This is a genomic window from Aquiflexum sp. (assembly GCF_041749095.1).
Lineage (GTDB): Bacteria > Bacteroidota > Bacteroidia > Cytophagales > Cyclobacteriaceae > Aquiflexum.
In genome coordinates, this window is sequence record NZ_JBGTCA010000283.1 from 12496 (window position 1) to 29672 (window position 17177).

Sequence of the window (17177 nt, forward strand, 5' to 3'; positions counted from 1 at the left end):
ATCAAAAATTACTGCCCAATCTTTCCTGAACAATTCCGGTCAAATACTTTTTAAAGCTTTCATCGGACACATGTTCCAAAACCTCACCTGCAAAGGCATATAAAAGCATACCTTTTGCCTGCTCTTTTCCCAAACCTCTAGCGCGTAGGTAGAATAGTGCTTCTTCATCAAGTTGACCTGTGGTACAACCATGAGAACATTTTACATCATCTGCCCAAATCTCCAATTGAGGTTTGGTGTTGACAGTTGCGTCATCAGAAAGAAGGATATTGTTGTTTTGTTGAAAGGCATTTGTCTTTTGCGCATCCTGACGGACAAATATTTTACCGTTGAAGACCCCTCTTGAACTGTCTGCCAATATCCCTTTATAGAGTTCGTTTGATTCGGAATGTGGTTTTGTATGGTCAACATTGGTATGATTGTCAACATGGGTTTTGCCATTCAAAAGATAAAGTCCATACATATTGCCTTCACAACCCGAGTCCAAGAGATTTAGACTCAGGTTATTTCTGACCATATCTCCTGATAATGATACCACTAATGAAGTAAAGGAGGCATCCCTATGAACATCAGTCTCGAAGTTATTGACTAAAATGGATTTCCTGTTTTGGGATTGAAGCCTGTCATAATGTACATGGGCATTCTGTTCTACCTTAATTTCTGTAACCACATTACTAAAGTAGGAAGACTCATCCAGTGAAATTGTATTTTCCAAAAAAGAGACCTCTGCATTTTCCTCTACTTCGATCAGAATTCTCGGACTGATGACTTGGCCTTGGTTGGTTTTATTAAAGAAAAGGAAAAAAACAGGCTTTTCAATTTTCTGATTTTTCTTCACTTTTATGAAAATACCATCCTCAAAATAAATATCATTCAAGCTGACAAAAGGATCTTTTTCAGATTTGGCTATTTTTCCCAATGATGCCTGAACTGAATCAATCAGTGTAGAAACTTCGAGTCCCGATTGGTTAACGGATGAAAGAGTTTTGTCATAATGTCCATTGTTGAACACCAAAAGGTCTCCGTCAAATCCTTCAAATACATGGGATAGAACAATTTCCCGGATAAATTCAGACCTTGTGGAAGGAGAAAAATCATCAATTGATTGTTCAAGTTTTTTACTGATGGAAGTAAATTTATATTCTTCCTCTTTTAGTGCGGGTAAACCGTTTTCTATAATTAATGATCTTCCTTTTTCTCTGATTTGAGGAAATGTACCAAAAGAAGGAGCATGATTCAGAAACAGCTCGGTAATTTTATTTTTAGTTAGGGTAGTCATGGATAATTTGAGATTGAGATATGGAAAAGACAATTAGACGGAGGTGGTATTCGCTTCCTCTTTGATCCAATCGTATCCTTTTTCTTCCAGCTCCAGGGCAAGGTCTTTGGTGCCGGACTTTACAATCCTGCCATCGTGCAATACATGTACAAAATCAGGAATAATATAATCAAGTAACCTTTGATAGTGTGTCACTACGATTGTAGCCGTTTCGGAAGATTTGAGTTGGTTGACTCCATTGGATACAATCCTGAGCGCATCAATATCCAAGCCTGAATCCGTTTCATCCAAAACGGCCAATGTAGGCTCCAACATCGCCATTTGAAAGATTTCATTTCTCTTTTTTTCACCACCCGAAAAGCCTTCATTCAAAGAACGGCTCATTAATTTCTGATCGATTTCTACCAGTTTCATCTTTTCTTTCATTACAGAAAGAAATTTGACAGCATCCAAAGGCTCCTGTCCTCTGTATTCTCTTACCTGATTGACAGCAGTTCTAAGAAAATTGGTCGTACTCACTCCAGGGATTTCTACAGGGTATTGAAATGCCAAAAACACACCTTCTCTTGCCCTTTCCTCAGGAGCCAGGTCTAAAAGATTCTTTCCTTTGAACAAAACTTCGCCTTCTGTCACTACATATTCTTCCCTTCCGGCCAATACAGATGCCAAAGTCGATTTGCCGGAGCCGTTTGGACCCATGATGGCATGAACCTCACCGGCTTTTACTTCCAAATTAATTCCTTTTAAAATAGGGGCTCCTTCTATAGAAGCATGTAAATTTTTTATGACTAACATTTCAATCTTAAAATTTTAAAATTTTTAAATCTTCAATTACTACCCAACTGAACCTTCCAATGTGAGCGCCAAAAGTTTTTGGGCTTCTACAGCAAATTCCATAGGCAATTGGTTAAGCACCTCTTTAGCATATCCATTTACAATCAATGCAACTGCATCCTCAGTGGAAATACCTCTTTGGTTACAATAGAAAAGCTGATCTTCCCCTATTTTGGATGTTGTGGCTTCATGCTCTACCTGTGCAGTTGAATTTTGAATATCTATGTATGGGAATGTATGTGCACCGCATTTGCTTCCCATCAATAAGGAGTCACATTGGGAGAAATTACGGGCATTGGCTGCCCTCTTCATCACTTGTACCTGTCCACGGTAAGAATTCTGGGAAAAACCTGCGGAAATTCCTTTTGAAACAATCCTTGATCGGGTGTTTTTCCCGATATGGATCATCTTGGTCCCGGTATCTGCCTGTTGGTAGTTATTGGTTACAGCGACAGAGTAGAACTCTCCAACGGAATGATCTCCTTTTAATATACAGGATGGGTATTTCCATGTAACAGCAGAACCTGTTTCCACTTGGGTCCAGGAGATTTTTGAATGGTCGCCTGCACAGATTCCTCTTTTGGTTACAAAGTTAAATATCCCCCCTTTTCCTTCTTTATCGCCAGGGAACCAATTTTGTACTGTGGAGTATTTAACCTCAGCATTTTTGGCGGCGTAGATTTCCACTACGGCGGCATGAAGTTGGTTTTCGTCTCTTTGCGGAGCAGTACATCCTTCTAAGTATGATACATATGAACCTTCTTCAGCTATGATTAATGTTCTTTCAAATTGTCCGGTATTGGCGGCATTGATCCTGAAATAAGTTGAAAGTTCCATTGGACATCTGACACCGCTTGGGATGTAACAAAACGACCCATCAGAAAAAACAGCGGAATTCAGCGCAGCATAATAATTGTCATTGATAGGTACTACAGATCCTAAATATTTTTTTACCAATTCAGGATGTTCTTTTACAGCTTCACTGAAAGAACAAAAAATTATTCCCAATTTGGAAAGTGTGACTTTGAATGTGGTGCCCACTGACACCGAATCAAGTACAGCATCTACAGCTATTCCCTGCAATCTCTTTTGCTCGTTCAACGATATTCCCAATCTTTCATAGATCTGAAGTAACTCAGGATCTATCTCTTCAAGATTTTTGGGCTTATTTTTTTGTTTGGGTGCCGAATAATATTTTAATGACTGAAGGTCTATTTTTGGATAATGAACATTAGCCCATTCAGGTTCGGTCACTGTCAACCAATTCCTGAAAGCCTTGAGCCTCCATTCCAATAACCATTCGGGCTCTTCTTTTTTTGCAGAAATCCATCTGATAATTCCTTCATGGAGTCCGATAGGAGCTTCATCCGCCTCCAGATCGACTGACCAGCCATGTTCGTATTCTCTCGATGTAAATTCCTCTAAAATTTGATTGTCTTTGCTCATGTTGTTGAGTTATTTAGACTAATTACAGTTTGCTGTGCGAAGATACAACATTAAACCAAATTATTATGTTCAAGGGGATTTAGATTTTCTATGAATTATGGGAAAAAATCAGTGTAACATATTATAAATCAGGTATCTAAAAATAAAAAAGGTCAGAATTTAAAATTCTGACCTTTATAATAAAATCATATTTTATAATGGATTAATCTTAAAATAATTTAATTTAGATTTAATCCAAATTACGCTGATTTTAGCTACCTAATCTAAATTTACTGACCTCAGTCAATTTTTTTATCAAAAAACTGAATGGGTCTATTGATGCTTTCTTCAAGGACAATCAAAGTTTCGGTTCTGTCAATGCCTTCAACTTTTTGGATTTTATCCAGTACGGTACGGAGATGATTAGTGTCCTTACAAATGATTTTGGCAAAAATACTATAGTTGCCTGTAGTATAGTATGCATTGATCACCTCGGAAATCTCCTTTAATCTGCCAATTACGGTATCATAAAGAGAACTTTTCTCCAAGTAGATCCCCAAAAATGCTGAAATATCATAGCCTAATTTTGAGAAATCTATATTGAGGGTTGCGCTTTTTACAATTCCCATATCCTCTAGTTTTCTCATTCGGACGTGCACGGTTCCCGAAGAAACATAGACTTTCTTGGCGATTTCGGTGTAGGGAGTTTTTGCGTCGTCATTTAATAATGAAATGATCTTGAGATCGACATTATCAATATCTAAAATTTTGTCCATTTTTTTTGGGTTAATTTGAGGCTATGTTAATTAATTGGCTGGTAAATTATGAAATACTTAAAAAATACCAAAATAAATTTTTCAATTTGTAAAAATGGGCAAAATGCATTTACTTTGGTAGCGTTGTTTGAGAATTATAGAAAATTTGGTAAATAATTGTTTTTGTCAAATAAATAATTGAAAAACCCGATTTTATATGATTTTGAGCAGCTTAATTTTAGAAACTTTTAATCTCTAAAGTTATATTTGGGTTTATATTCTAAAAAGGGTCTTGCCGCTGGCAAGACTTTTTTGTGTCCAAAAAAATATTTGAACAACAAATATTTGCATTTGAAAATATTTTATCTGTATATTTGTCCAACTTAAATGCAAAACCCATGAACAAGCTACTCGCACTTCTGATTTTATTTTTTGGAACAGCTTTCCTCTTACAGGAACAAATCTTCGCATCCGGCATGAACGATAAGGATGGCAATTCCAAAAAAACCATGAATTCTTCCAATGATGGAGTTCCAGAAAATGTTTCCATCATTCCTTTGAGTGAATCTGTAAATCTTTCTTCCATTTCAGAAGAAGATTCTGACAACAATTATTTTTATTATTCCCCATGGACATGGTCAGAATCCACACTTGAAATGTTGGATAAAAGCTCTGCCTTTATTTTTAGAACCAAAAAGAGTGCTGAAATAGACGAATTACGGGTTTTGGTAAGTATTGATGATAAGGGGAAATTAACCGGTTATAAAGTATTGAATGAAGAGGCTGATAAAGGTCTGATAGAGAGAGTAGGCTATGTATTAAGAAAGATGCCCAGTGCTATACCTGTTCCGGGTTTTGCAAAATATGAAGCCATGAATTTTGAATTGACTATTGGTTATTAATGATAAGGTTGTTTGATTAGTTTATTTTTCCCCAATGAATTATTCATTGGGGATTTTTTTTTTTGAGCGGTTAGGAAGGGGAAATGGCAACTCCTAATTTTAACCTTAACAACAAACAACAATCATGAAGAAATATTTACTCTTATTGACAGGTTTTTCACTTTTCGCATACGGAATTTCTGTAGCCCAAGAAATATCATATGTTGACCGGAAAAAATGGCCTGAGCAAGATGAAAAAGCCAAATTTTATACCATTTCAGGGGAAAGGCATGGTCAGTCTTTTTTCAAGAAACATCAATTCCCTGAAGTGCAGTACGAAGCAGGAGAAAAGTTGACTTTTGACATTTACCATACTCCTGATGTCATGTACCATTGGTACAGACTTTGGGCTGAGAAGTATCCTGACATAACCGAACTGTATGAGGTTGCAAAGTCATTTGAAGGAAGACCGATATTACAAATGACCATTACCAACAAAAAAACCGGTAAACACACAGATAAGCCTGCGGCCTATTTTGAAGGGGGGAGACATGGGGGAGAAGTGACAGCAAGTGAAGCAGTTTTTTGGTTGTCGAATCATCTGTTGGAAAACTATGGCAAAGATCCAAAAATCACCCAATTGATTGACACTAAGACTATTTATGTCCGCCCCCAGAACAATCCTGATGGAACAAATATGTACCTCTTTTCTGAGCAAAGAAACCGAAGCACTGTCAGGCCATACGATGTGGATGGTGATGGATTGTACGATGAGGATCCTGAGGAGGACCTAAACGGTGATGGCGTAATCCACATGATGCGGAAAAAAGCTGTCACTGATGAGGAAAAGGAAACAGCAAATTTCATCATCGATCCAAAAGACCCTAAGGGCAGATTGATGAAGCGGGTCCTGGATGGGAAGGGAGATTATTTGATGTACTCAGAAGGGATCGACAATGACGGTGATGGCAAATACAATGAAGATGGAATCGGTGGACTGGATCTTCACAGAAACTATCCTGAAAACTGGAGACCTGAAAATAGGGGAGACGCAACCGGAAGAGGATATACACAATTTGGAGCAGGAGAATATCCTCTGAGTGAAATTGAGACTAGGTCAACAGTACTTTGGTTACTTTCACATCCCAATATTTCTGTGGTCAATTCCCTGGATACCAGGGTTCCGATGCATCTAAGGCCACCATCCACTTCATCCAGTGAAGAATCGATGTTCTTAAAGGACCGTTTGATTTATGAATATTATGACAGCTTGGGAATGACGATTACCGGCTATCCTTGGGCAGGAGATGTTTATGAGACTTACAGTACAAGGGGGAAAGTGAACCGACTGACCGGAGATCCACTTAAGCCAAATCCATTGTTTGGTCATGGTCCGGATTTCGGGTATTTCTATTATGGTGCTGTTTGGTACGGAGATGAATTGTGGAACAATGGTGCCATGAAAGATTATGATGGAGATGGTGTTTATGACGATTATGATGCCATTAGATGGGATGATGAAGAAAATCAGTCAAGAGGATTTAAAGCCTGGGAGAAATTTGACCATCCTCAATTGGGCGAAGTGGAAATAGGTGGATTTCATCCAAAGTTCTTTTCACAGAACGGGCCGCCTTGGCAATTGGAAGGCTGGATAAGGAAACAATCGCTGTTTAATCTGGCTATGGCCATGGATTTGCCCCAAATAGAAATCAAGGATGTGAAAGTCATCAAAGCCGGCAATGAACATGTTGTGACTGTGACCTGGATAAATTCAGGGAATCTTCCCGTTGCTCTTGAACAGGCCAAGAGAGTCAAAATTGTCAAAGAAGACAGGTTGATGCTGGAATTTGACAAGGACTTGACAAAAGGCCATGAAAATGCCATAGTACAGATCACATCTCCGGACTTATATGATAAGACTATCTTTGCGGGTTATACAGAATCAGGGGAAACCAAAGAGGCAATTTTCAGGGTGAAGGTCAATCAAAAAGATCCTGTTAAAGCCACATTGAAACTCCTATCCACCAGAGGTGGATATGTTGAAAGAGAAATCACTTTGAAATAAACCCTAATAATCCCATTGGAATAAAACTGATAAGGAACATTTTAATCTTTTTTTAATTTGGGTAAAATATGAACTGTTGAAATGAATAAAATAAATTTTGCAATCCGGGTTGCCTTTGTGTTTTTTGTCGCAATGGGGAGTTTAAGTGCCCAACAGAAGAGGTCATTGAACCATTTGGATTATGATGGATGGGAAACAGTATCCTCTGAGAAAATCTCAAAAGACGGATCTTGGGCAGGATTTGAAATCAATCCTCAGGAAGGAGACGGTAGATTGGAGATTGTTTCACATCAAAATGAAAGTCAAAAAATTATTATCCCAAGAGCCAATCGGCTTTATTTTTCAAATAACAGTGAATTCGCAATAGGAAAGATAGTCCCGGAATACGACAGTGTCCGCTTTTTGAAGCTGAAAAAAACAAAAGCGGATAATATGCCAAAGGACAGTCTCTTTATCCTGAATCTTAAAAATCAGGAGATAGAGAAGCATGCACGGATCAAATCCTTTTCCCTTCCTGAAAAAGAAGGGAATTGGATAGCCATCCATTTTGAAAAAGAACTTCAAAAAAAAGAAGATAAAAGTGTTAACGCTGATACCACAGGTGTCAACAATCTGCCAAAAGAAAGGCCAAGAAAAAGTGACGGCACCAAGCTTCTTGTTATGAATTTGGAGGGACCTACAAAATTTGAATACCACAGGGTCAAGAATTATGGGTTCTCTGAAAATGGGGAATTTCTTTATTATATCAAGGCACAAGAAGATACACTAAAGAATACCGGGATTTTTCTGCTTAACCTCAAGACCGGAGTTTCCAAAATAATTGATGTTAAAAAACCAGATTACTTTAATCCTGTTTTCTCTTCCGGAAACAAATTTTTGAGTTACCTGACAACTGAGGATTCACTAAAATCAAAAAAACCATATTACGATCTATTTTTGTATGATATCCAAAATGAAACTAACCAAAAAGTTGCCGCCAAAGATTTTGCAGGAATAGAGGGAAGGGTAAGCAAAGAGGGGAGATTGTTTTTTTCAGATGATGAAAGCAGGTTATATTTTGGAACAGCCTCGGATTACGTTTCATTTTCTTATGTAGAGGACACTACTATCCTGGATGATGAAAGGGTAAGTTTGGATATCTGGGGCTGGCAGGAAAATGAAATCCAGCCGATGCAGCTTAAGAACAGGGAAAGGGATGAAAACAAAACATTTCTGACCATGTATAATCTCAAAACAAAAAAAATACATCCGATAGCTGATGAAACTGTTTCTCAAATCAATACAGATGCTAAAGCAAAATCGAGATATGCAATCGGACTGGATGATTCTCCATACCGCAGAAATTATAGTTGGAATATTCAGATAGGGCGGGACTTATATTTGGTTGACCTTGAGACCGGAGGAAAATCTCTTATTCAAAAAGATGTTCCCGGTTATCCTCAACTGTCGCCGAATTTTAAATATATCTTTTGGTATGACAATAGAGACAGTTCTTGGGTATCTTATGATATTTTGGACAAAAATCTCATTAATCTAACCAAGGCATTGGATATAAGTTTTTACAATGAACAGCACGATTCGCCTTCCTTGCCTTCAAGTTATGGAGCCGCAGGGTGGCTCAAAGGAGATGTAGGTTTTCTGGTATATGATAAATATGATGTCTGGAAAATTGATCCATCGGGAAAAAGCCAACCTGTCAATCTCACTCAAGGAGAAGGAAGAAAGTCGAAGATTTCATTCAGAAGGATAAAATTGGATCAAGATGAAGAGGGTATAGATCCAGCTAAGCCATTCATTCTATCTGCATTTCATGAAACAAACAAAAAGAATGGGTATTTCAAGGGTGATGTTTTAGGAAATAAAGTACCTGAAGAGATATTATTTACGGATCACCGCTACTTTGGATTGACGAAGGCTGAAAATGAAGACAGATTTTTGGTAAGAAGATCCACTTTTAAGGAATATGCTGATGTTTATGCCACAGATATCAATATGGCTTCTTTAAGAAAACTCTCGTCAGCAAATCCCCAGCAGGAAAACGTAAAATGGGGTTCAGTTGAATTGGTGGATTTTCTTGCCAATGATGGGACACCGCTACAAGGACTTCTTTTCAAACCTGAAGATTTTGATCCCAATAAAAAATATCCCATGATTTCATATTTCTATGAAAGAAATTCTGATGGGTTACATAATTACAGGCCTCCGGCGCCAAGTGCTTCTACGATCAATATCACCTATTTTGTCAGCAATGGTTATTTGGTGTTTGTACCTGATATCAAATATGATCTTGGACTTCCAGGACCAAGTGCTTATAACAGTATCATTCCAGGTGTTCAATCCATAGTGGCCAAAGGGTATGTAGATGTGGAAAATATGGCTATTCAAGGACAGAGTTGGGGTGGTTATCAGGTGGCACATTTGATTACGAGAACCAATATGTTCAAAGCAGCTGGCGCAGGTGCACCGGTTGTTAATATGACCTCTGCCTACGGTGGCATCAGATGGGGAACCGGTATGAGCAGAATGTTCCAATATGAACAAGCCCAATCAAGGATCGGTGGTACATTATGGGAAAAACCACTCTATTTTCTGGAAAATTCACCATTATTCTTCATGGATCGGGTAACCACACCGGTTCTGATCATGCACAATGATGATGACGGATCGGTGCCATGGTATCAGGGAATCGAAATGTTTATGGCATTAAAGCGATTGAACAAACCCGCTTGGCTGCTGCAATACAATGACGAAGACCATAATTTAAAGCTTCGAAAAAACAGAAAAGACCTTTCCATAAGACTTTCTCAGTTTTTTGATCATTATTTAAAAGGTGCGCCGGCACCACTTTGGATGACAGAAGGCATTCCTGCAGTAGAAAAAGGAAAAACTCTTAAATATGAACTGACCGAGGAAAACAAATAGTTGTTTTTGCGGAAGATATATTCTAAATAATAATAGAATTATCTTCTGAAATACCTCCTGAGTACTACCTGAAAATTGACAAGTACATCTGGATTGAAAAGCTTGTTGGTCATGATGTTACCATCGATTTCAGAACTTGCAAGACCCATGACATTCATCTCAAATGCTAAGTCCCATTCGTATTCAAGGTTGGTACTCATACCTAATTTAATAGGGACATATGGAGTCACCAAAGTCTGATTTGATCTCTCAACTGCTCCGGCCACAAGCATACCGTTTTCAATCACACCATCACGGAGGACTCTTTGGGCTCTTTGGGAATAAAGCCCTCCAAGACCAAGACCAATATAATAGTTCACAGGTTCACCGGCCCGGCCGGACTGATTTGGATTAAGATATAGAATAGGCATTACATCAGCAAAAAAAGCATTCCCCTTAAAAAAATAGGCTTGCTCGTTGTTTCCCCATTCCACTATTTTGGGTGAGTTTAATGGCCTATATTCTCCACTATTGATTATTTGACCGCCAATTGATGCTCTTATGTCAATTTTATCTGACATTTCTTTGGAATAAGCTACAGAAAAAGCCGGTAAATTTTTGAACTGCAAGAATTTGTAAATGCCTGAGTTGTCTCCATACATCATTCCCAATCCAAAACCCGCTGAAACATGATCCCTTGATCTTTGAGCACTGATATTCCCAATGATGAATACCGAAAAAAGGCAAGTAAGTAATAACCTGTACATAATTTAATATCTAATAATTACAGGTGCCAATATACAAGAATTGTTCCTCAATTTTACAATTGAGAATCTTAGAATATTGATTACAAAAAATTATGATACGATTTTGAGATTTTTGTAATGTATGAAATTGAAATCATGTTATTATTTTAATCAGTTTCAAGTTATCATGATTGTACGCAATGATGCTAGTAAAATGGTATTTCAATATAATTCCCACCAGGAAACTGAAATGTTCTGTACATCTGTCATCGGTCTTCCGTCTTCCGTCTTGATTGTAGTAGAATATTGATTTAATGGCAAAGAAACGGATAACCATTTAAGTTATACACTTTTCCAATATTCTCTGTTCATCATGACAATGTGAGAAATAGAAATACTTTGGGGACAGACTGCCTCGCAGGCTTCTGTAAAAGTGCAGGCACCAAACCCTTCTTTATCCATTTGTTCCACCATAGCTATAGTCCTCATTTTGGCTTCCGGTTTCCCTTGAGGTAGCAATACCAAATGACTGATTTTAGCGGAGGTGAAAAGGGCGGCACTTGCGTTTTTACATACCGCAACACATGCACCACATCCTATACATGCAGCAGCATCAAAGGCTCTTTCGGCTTGGTCATGGCTAATAAGTATTCCGTTGGCCTCAGGTGCCTGTCCTGTATTGACACTTATATAGCCCCCTTTTGCGATTATCCTGTCAAGCGCCTTTCGGTCCACACAAAGATCTTTTTTAATCGGGAACGCTCTGGCGCGGAAAGGCTCAAGATAAAGGACATCTCCATCTTTGAAGCTTCTTAAATGGGTCTGACAGGTAGTGGCATGTTCTTCAGGGCTTAGTACATGCCCGTTAATAACAAATCCACACTGTCCACAAATCCCTTCCCTGCAATCGGAGTCAAAAGCAATTGGATCTTTTCTTTCCTTTATCAATTTATCATTCAAATGATCAAGCATTTCAGGCACTGACATGTGGCTGTCAAGGTCATCAAGTACATAAGTTTCAAATTGGCCTTTGGCGTGCACATCAGATTGCCTCCAAATATGTAAAGTCAATTTCATTTTACTCATTTATAACTCCTTTCACTGATTTTGATGGATACAAACTCAAGCATTTCTTTATGTAATAAATATTCACCTTCTAGTGTGCTTTCCCAAACAGATACATATTTAAAATCTTCGTCGTTTCGTTTTGCTTCGCCCTCCTCTGTTTGATGTTCTACACGAAAGTGTGCGCCACATGATTCCTCTCTCTGAAGGGAATCTTCTACAATCAATTGGGACAGTTCAAGATAATCTTCGACCCGTCCGGCTTTTTCCAGCTCGAAATTGATGACATCTGATGAACCTGACACAACAAGATCTTTGTAAAATGACTCTTGGAGCGCTTTCAGTTCTTTCTTGGCTTCCAATAATTCTGATCTTTTTCTCGAAAGACCACATTTGGTGTACAGTACTTTCCCCAATGCTTTATGGAATTCTTCTGCTGTGGTATTACCTTGAATCGATAAAAGCCTGGTCAGGCGAAGTTTTGTTTCTTTGATTGATTTTTCAGCGTTTGGAGTAGTCAGGTTTTCGATTTGCTTTTCACCTGCCAGATAATTCATGACCGTATGGGGAGCAATGAAATACCCATCAACACAGGCCTGCAAAAGTGAATTGGCACCAAGCCTGTTCGCCCCATGATCTGCAAAGTTGGCTTCTCCAAGCACAAAAAGTCCTTCGAGATTGCTCATCAGTTCGTAATCTACCCATAATCCGCCCATGGAAAAATGAGCAGAGGGAGAAATCATCATTGGTTCAGAATAAGCATCCATTCCTGTGATTTTTTTATACATGTCAAAAAGGTTACCGTACTTCTTGACAATGACATCTTTCCCGTCTCTTTTTATTGCATCTTCAAAATCCAGATAGACTGCATTTCTAAGTGGGCCTATTCCATGACCGGCATCAATCTGTTCCTTAGCAGCCCTTGAGGAAATGTCCCTTGGAGCAAGATTGCCGAATGAAGGGTATTTTCTCTCTAAATAATAGTCCCGCTCTTCTTCGGGTATTTCTCTTGGGGATCTGTTTTTCTTTGGTTTTTTAGGAACCCAAATCCTTCCGTCATTTCTTAGGGATTCAGACATCAGCGTCAATTTAGACTGATATTCACCCATTTGGGGAAGTGAGGTAGGATGAAATTGGGTCCAGCTTGGCGCTGCAAAAAATGCCCCTTTTTTATGGGCCCGCCAAATGGCAGTCGCATTACAGTTCATTGCCAAAGTAGAGAGGTAATAAATTTTCCCATATCCACCTGTGGCCAAAATCACCGCATCGGCCATATGGCTTTTGATCTGACCGGTATCAAGATTTCTGCTTACGATCCCTTTGGCTTTCCCCTCTTCCAGGATAAGGTTCAACATCTCATGCCTTGTATGGATGGTCAACAGGCCGACTTCCGATTGTCTGATAAGCGCCTGATATGCACCTTGCAGCAATTGCTGTCCTGTTTGTCCACGGGCATAAAAGGTCCTGCTGACCTGCACACCGCCAAATGATCGATTGCTGAGATAGCCGCTGTATTCACGTGCAAAAGGGACGCCCTGTGCTACAGCTTGGTCAATTAAACCCAGGGAACATTCTGCCATCCGGTAAACATTTGCTTCCCGCGAACGGAAATCCCCGCCTTTGACAGTATCATAAAACATTCGCCAGATACTGTCTCCGTCATTTTTATAATCCTTGGCCGCATTGATACCGCCCTGGGCAGCTACACTGTGTGCCCTTCTTGGAGATTCGTGAAAAGTAAAGACCTCAACCTGAAACCCAAGTTCTGATAAACTTGAAGAAACTGATGAACCAGCTAAACCTGTTCCCACCACGATGACCTTATATTTCCTCCTATTCGAGGGGTTGATGAGTTTACAACCGGCTTTGTATTGCGTCCATTTTTCCTGTATTGGTCCTGGTGGAATTTTGGAATTTAACATCCTACAATATAAAAATTTAGTTTTTATTCATGAAAACCGATTGTGTAATCTGATAAAAAAGTCTGAATCTAAGACCAAAAAAAAGTCTCTGAACTATATTGGTTCAGAGACTTTTAATAGAAATTTTAAAGTCAATCCAGAATTACTTTTCGATAAAGGTACCAAAATCATCAATTTTAAGAGATTCTAAACCTGCATTTTTGGCAAATTTGTCAAGACTCTTTTGATGTTTGGCAATAACCGACTCGAAAGTGTTTTGGGAATCCTTCAGTGTTTTATTTAAGGTATTTTTGGTTTCTTCCTGATTGGAAGAAGGTTTGTCAAAATTAGAAATTACCAATCCATATAGCTTGGAAATCTTTTCCCGGAGTTCAGGTTCGGCAGTATCAACATAATTGTCTCCGGTGGTGATGACCAATCTTTCTTTGAGTTTATTCAGTTCATTGATTAGAGTAGTCATTGATTTATTTGATTTTGGATCATTGGTTTTGATTTTTTCTGCATAATCCAAATAACTGTCAACCTTGTAAACCAAATATGCCAGATCCTGGGTCATGTCCGATAACTCCCTTGTCAATTTTTCCTGGGCTTTTCTGCTTTCAAGAGGGATCTCTGACCTTTGATCATATACAAGTTCTATTGTAGACTCATATTGCTCTTTGCCTTTTTTCATGACCACCTTGTAAGTCCCTGCAGGTACTCTAGGTGCTCCAGATCCTCCAATAGCAAAAGTTTTACCCTTTGCCACCTTTGGTGCTTTTCCTGTGAAACTCCATCTGACAATGTTGATTCCTTTTTGTTTGCCAGGGTCAAGGCTGATTACTTTATTCCCCTCTTGATCCAATATTTCAAGACTCATTGCGCCAAAAGTATGTCGTTTCTTAAGGTAGTAAATGATTTTTGCTGACCTGTCTGGATTGGGTCCCACAAAAGTGATTGCCTGACTAGATCCACCAAAATTACTTTCTTCCCACATGACTATTGGAGGTGATTTAAGAAAATAAACTTCCTCATTCAGCATTTCAGGTTTGATCTGTCTCAACGGGCTGATGTCATCGATAATGATAACACCTCTTCCATGTGTTGCTAGAACAAGATCATTGGTTTTTGGATGCATGGCCATGTAGTGTACCGAAGCAGCTGGCATGTTATTGGCGAATTTTGACCAATTCTGTCCTCCATCAATGCTTACGAACAAACCTAATTCAGTTCCGAGAAAAAGGAGGTTTTCATTTTCGAGATCTTCAAGTATATGCCTTGCAAATCCATGTACGTCTTCGCTGATTATGGAAGACCAAGTTTTTCCGAAGTCAATAGTCTTGTAAGCATATGGCTTGTAATCATTTTGAGCATGCCCTTCAAATACTGCATAGGCGGTACCTTTTCCAAAATTTCCGGGTTGAATATGATAGGTCCATGTATTTTTGGGTAAATCAGGAATATTGGCAACCACATTTGTCCAATTCTTGCCACCATCCTGGGTCACCTGAACATTACCATCGTCTGTGCCCACCCAAATGATATTTTCGTCTAAAGGTGATTCAGCAATGGTAAATATAGTAGTATGGTTTTCAGCACCTGAATTATCCGTAGATATGCCTCCTGATGCCGATTGATTTTGCTTGGATAGGTCGTTTGTAGTCAGGTCAGGTGATATTCTTTCCCAATTGTTGCCCATATCATTTGACCTTAACAAAAACTGACTTCCTACATAAATCCTGTCAGGGTGGTGAGGGCTTATCTGAATTGGTGTATTCCAGTTGAATCGATATTTTGGTTCATCTTGGTTTGGGAATGGCCTGATGTTTTTAATGACATTCTTCTCCACGTCGTAACGCCAAATGTTGTCAGCCCCCTGCATTTCTGAATATACAATTTTCTTGGTTGGATGTCTGTACACCCTGAATCCATCTCCTGCACCAACGGATCGCCAATCTCCCGGCTCTATACCACCCGGACTTGATGATGGTCCAAACCACGAACCATTATCTTGTAGTCCACCATAAATTTTATAAGGTTCATCATTGTCCACACTAACATGATAAAACTGCGAAACAGGTAAGCTTTCTACCATTTCCATAGTATTGCCACCATCCCATGTTCGATATAATCCGCCATCGGTGGCGACATAGAATCTATCGGAATCTTTGATATCAAACCAAATGTCGTGAATATCCGCATGCATGGAGCCAAGATTTTTGAATGTTTTGCCACCATCACGGCTAATAGAACCATACAGACCTGCTTTTACAACTACATCAGGGTTTTTAGGGTCAACAACAATTCTTGAAAAATAGAAGGGTCTTACGGTAAGCTCGAAATCACCATTCATAAAAGCCCAGGATTTGCCCGCATCTTCAGAACGATATAAGCCTTTTTTCTCTTTGGATTCAATTACACTATAAAGTATTGAGGGATCGGATGGAGCTACTGTAATTGCAATTCTTCCCAAATCTCCACTTGGAAATCCATTGTGGATTTTGTCCCAGGATTTCCCACCATCGGTAGTTTTATACAGTGCACTGTTGGGCCCACCTGAACTGAATGAATAAGCAGTTCTCCGTACCTGCCAAAAAGCGGCATATAAAGTGTTAGGGTCTTTTGGATCCATAAACAAATCTGAACAACCTGAATCTTTCATACCTGCAAGAACATTGGTCCAGGTCTGACCTCCGTCGGAGGTTTTGTAAACACCACGTTCCTCACTATCTCCCCATAATGCTCCCAAAACACCGACATATAATTCATCCGAATTATTGGGGTTTATGGCAATTCCGCTGATCCGATCTGAGTTTTCGAATCCGACTTTGTTCCAAGTACTGCCTCCGTCTGTGGTTTTATAAAGACCGTCACCGAAAGAAACACTGTTTCTTGCCCATGTTTCACCTGTTCCCACCCATACTACATTGTCAGGGTTGGAAGGGTCAACTTCAATGATTCCAATGGATTGATTGTGATTATCAAAAATGGATTTAAAAGTTGTACCACCATTGTTTGATTTCCAAACACCTCCACCCGCCGCACCGGCATAAATAACTCTATTATTGGTTGGGTGCCCGGTGATGTCACTGATGCGTCCACTCATTACAGCAGGTCCGATTTGCCTTGCTGACAAAGACCCAAAGAGCTCATTTCCCTTTAATGTGATATTTTCCTGAGCATTAGAATTGCTGACAAAAAGGAAAATACAAATCAAAAAGAAATTGAAATTTAATTTCTTTAACATGAAAATATCGATAAAGTAAGAGGAATTAGTCTTTGTACATAAATGCAGCAGGATCCAAAGTCGGATTCAATTCTACAT

Annotated in this window: 11 protein-coding genes; 3 read left to right on the forward strand and 8 right to left on the reverse strand. The window is 39.0% G+C overall.

From position 1 onward, the window contains the following. Position 1 precedes the first annotated feature (1 nt). From sufD to ACEW8O_RS13220, 4 genes are all read right to left on the reverse strand, one after another. A complete protein-coding gene (gene sufD / locus ACEW8O_RS13205; RefSeq protein ID WP_373495093.1) occupies positions 2 to 1279 on the reverse strand; it encodes a Fe-S cluster assembly protein SufD in 1278 nt (425 codons plus the stop codon). A gap of 33 nt (positions 1280 to 1312) precedes the next feature. Next, on the reverse strand, positions 1313 to 2074 hold the full coding sequence (gene sufC / locus ACEW8O_RS13210; protein ID WP_373495094.1) for a Fe-S cluster assembly ATPase SufC: 762 nt from the start codon (positions 2072 to 2074) through the stop codon (positions 1313 to 1315). Between the two features lie 39 nt (positions 2075 to 2113). Then, positions 2114 to 3559: a Fe-S cluster assembly protein SufB gene (sufB, locus tag ACEW8O_RS13215; RefSeq protein ID WP_373495095.1), complete on the reverse strand. Its 1446-nt coding sequence runs from the start codon at positions 3557 to 3559 to the stop codon at positions 2114 to 2116. 278 nt (positions 3560 to 3837) lie between these two features. Further along, positions 3838 to 4314: an Lrp/AsnC ligand binding domain-containing protein gene (locus ACEW8O_RS13220; protein WP_373495096.1), complete on the reverse strand. Its 477-nt coding sequence runs from the start codon at positions 4312 to 4314 to the stop codon at positions 3838 to 3840. A gap of 377 nt (positions 4315 to 4691) precedes the next feature. Here ACEW8O_RS13220 and ACEW8O_RS13225 point away from each other — a divergent pair, with 377 nt between their 5' ends. The 3 genes from ACEW8O_RS13225 to ACEW8O_RS13235 all read left to right on the forward strand — a co-directional run bounded on the left by ACEW8O_RS13225 (position 4692) and on the right by ACEW8O_RS13235 (position 10161). After that, complete coding sequence (locus ACEW8O_RS13225) at positions 4692 to 5195, forward strand: hypothetical protein (RefSeq protein ID WP_373495097.1); 504 nt, start codon at positions 4692 to 4694, stop codon at positions 5193 to 5195. 124 nt (positions 5196 to 5319) lie between these two features. Then, on the forward strand, positions 5320 to 7239 hold the full coding sequence (locus ACEW8O_RS13230; RefSeq protein WP_373495098.1) for a M14 family metallopeptidase: 1920 nt from the start codon (positions 5320 to 5322) through the stop codon (positions 7237 to 7239). Positions 7240 to 7320: 81 nt separating this feature from the next. After that, complete coding sequence (locus tag ACEW8O_RS13235; protein WP_373495099.1) at positions 7321 to 10161, forward strand: alpha/beta hydrolase family protein; 2841 nt, start codon at positions 7321 to 7323, stop codon at positions 10159 to 10161. A 38-nt stretch (positions 10162 to 10199) separates the two neighbouring features. On the opposite strand, the gene ACEW8O_RS13240 is transcribed toward ACEW8O_RS13235, so the two are convergent. From ACEW8O_RS13240 to ACEW8O_RS13255, 4 genes are all read right to left on the reverse strand, one after another. Then, positions 10200 to 10907: a hypothetical protein gene (locus ACEW8O_RS13240; RefSeq protein ID WP_373495100.1), complete on the reverse strand. Its 708-nt coding sequence runs from the start codon at positions 10905 to 10907 to the stop codon at positions 10200 to 10202. 321 nt (positions 10908 to 11228) lie between these two features. Further along, positions 11229 to 11963, reverse strand: coding sequence for a succinate dehydrogenase/fumarate reductase iron-sulfur subunit (locus tag ACEW8O_RS13245; RefSeq protein ID WP_373495101.1), 735 nt, complete (start codon positions 11961 to 11963; stop codon positions 11229 to 11231). 5 nt (positions 11964 to 11968) lie between these two features. Next, entirely contained in the window at positions 11969 to 13873 is a 1905-nt protein-coding gene (locus ACEW8O_RS13250; protein WP_373495102.1) for a fumarate reductase/succinate dehydrogenase flavoprotein subunit, read from the reverse strand. A 142-nt stretch (positions 13874 to 14015) separates the two neighbouring features. Then, positions 14016 to 17099, reverse strand: a complete 3084-nt coding sequence (locus ACEW8O_RS13255; protein WP_373495103.1) for a VPS10 domain-containing protein — start codon at positions 17097 to 17099, stop codon at positions 14016 to 14018. Between the last annotated feature and the right edge of the window lie 78 nt (positions 17100 to 17177).

Bases quoted from the DNA above. Each gene is read 5' to 3' on its own strand.
- sufD (WP_373495093.1), bottom strand. From the start codon at position 1,279: ATGACTACCCTAACTAAAAATAAAATTACCGAGCTGTTTCTGAATCAT.
- sufC (WP_373495094.1), bottom strand. From the start codon at position 2,074: ATGTTAGTCATAAAAAATTTACATGCTTCTATAGAAGGAGCCCCTATT.
- sufB (WP_373495095.1), bottom strand. From the start codon at position 3,559: ATGAGCAAAGACAATCAAATTTTAGAGGAATTTACATCGAGAGAATAC.
- ACEW8O_RS13220 (WP_373495096.1), bottom strand. From the start codon at position 4,314: ATGGACAAAATTTTAGATATTGATAATGTCGATCTCAAGATCATTTCA.
- ACEW8O_RS13225 (WP_373495097.1), top strand. From the start codon at position 4,692: ATGAACAAGCTACTCGCACTTCTGATTTTATTTTTTGGAACAGCTTTC.
- ACEW8O_RS13230 (WP_373495098.1), top strand. From the start codon at position 5,320: ATGAAGAAATATTTACTCTTATTGACAGGTTTTTCACTTTTCGCATAC.
- ACEW8O_RS13235 (WP_373495099.1), top strand. From the start codon at position 7,321: ATGAATAAAATAAATTTTGCAATCCGGGTTGCCTTTGTGTTTTTTGTC.
- ACEW8O_RS13240 (WP_373495100.1), bottom strand. From the start codon at position 10,907: ATGTACAGGTTATTACTTACTTGCCTTTTTTCGGTATTCATCATTGGG.
- ACEW8O_RS13245 (WP_373495101.1), bottom strand. From the start codon at position 11,963: ATGAAATTGACTTTACATATTTGGAGGCAATCTGATGTGCACGCCAAA.
- ACEW8O_RS13250 (WP_373495102.1), bottom strand. From the start codon at position 13,873: ATGTTAAATTCCAAAATTCCACCAGGACCAATACAGGAAAAATGGACG.
- ACEW8O_RS13255 (WP_373495103.1), bottom strand. From the start codon at position 17,099: ATGTTAAAGAAATTAAATTTCAATTTCTTTTTGATTTGTATTTTCCTT.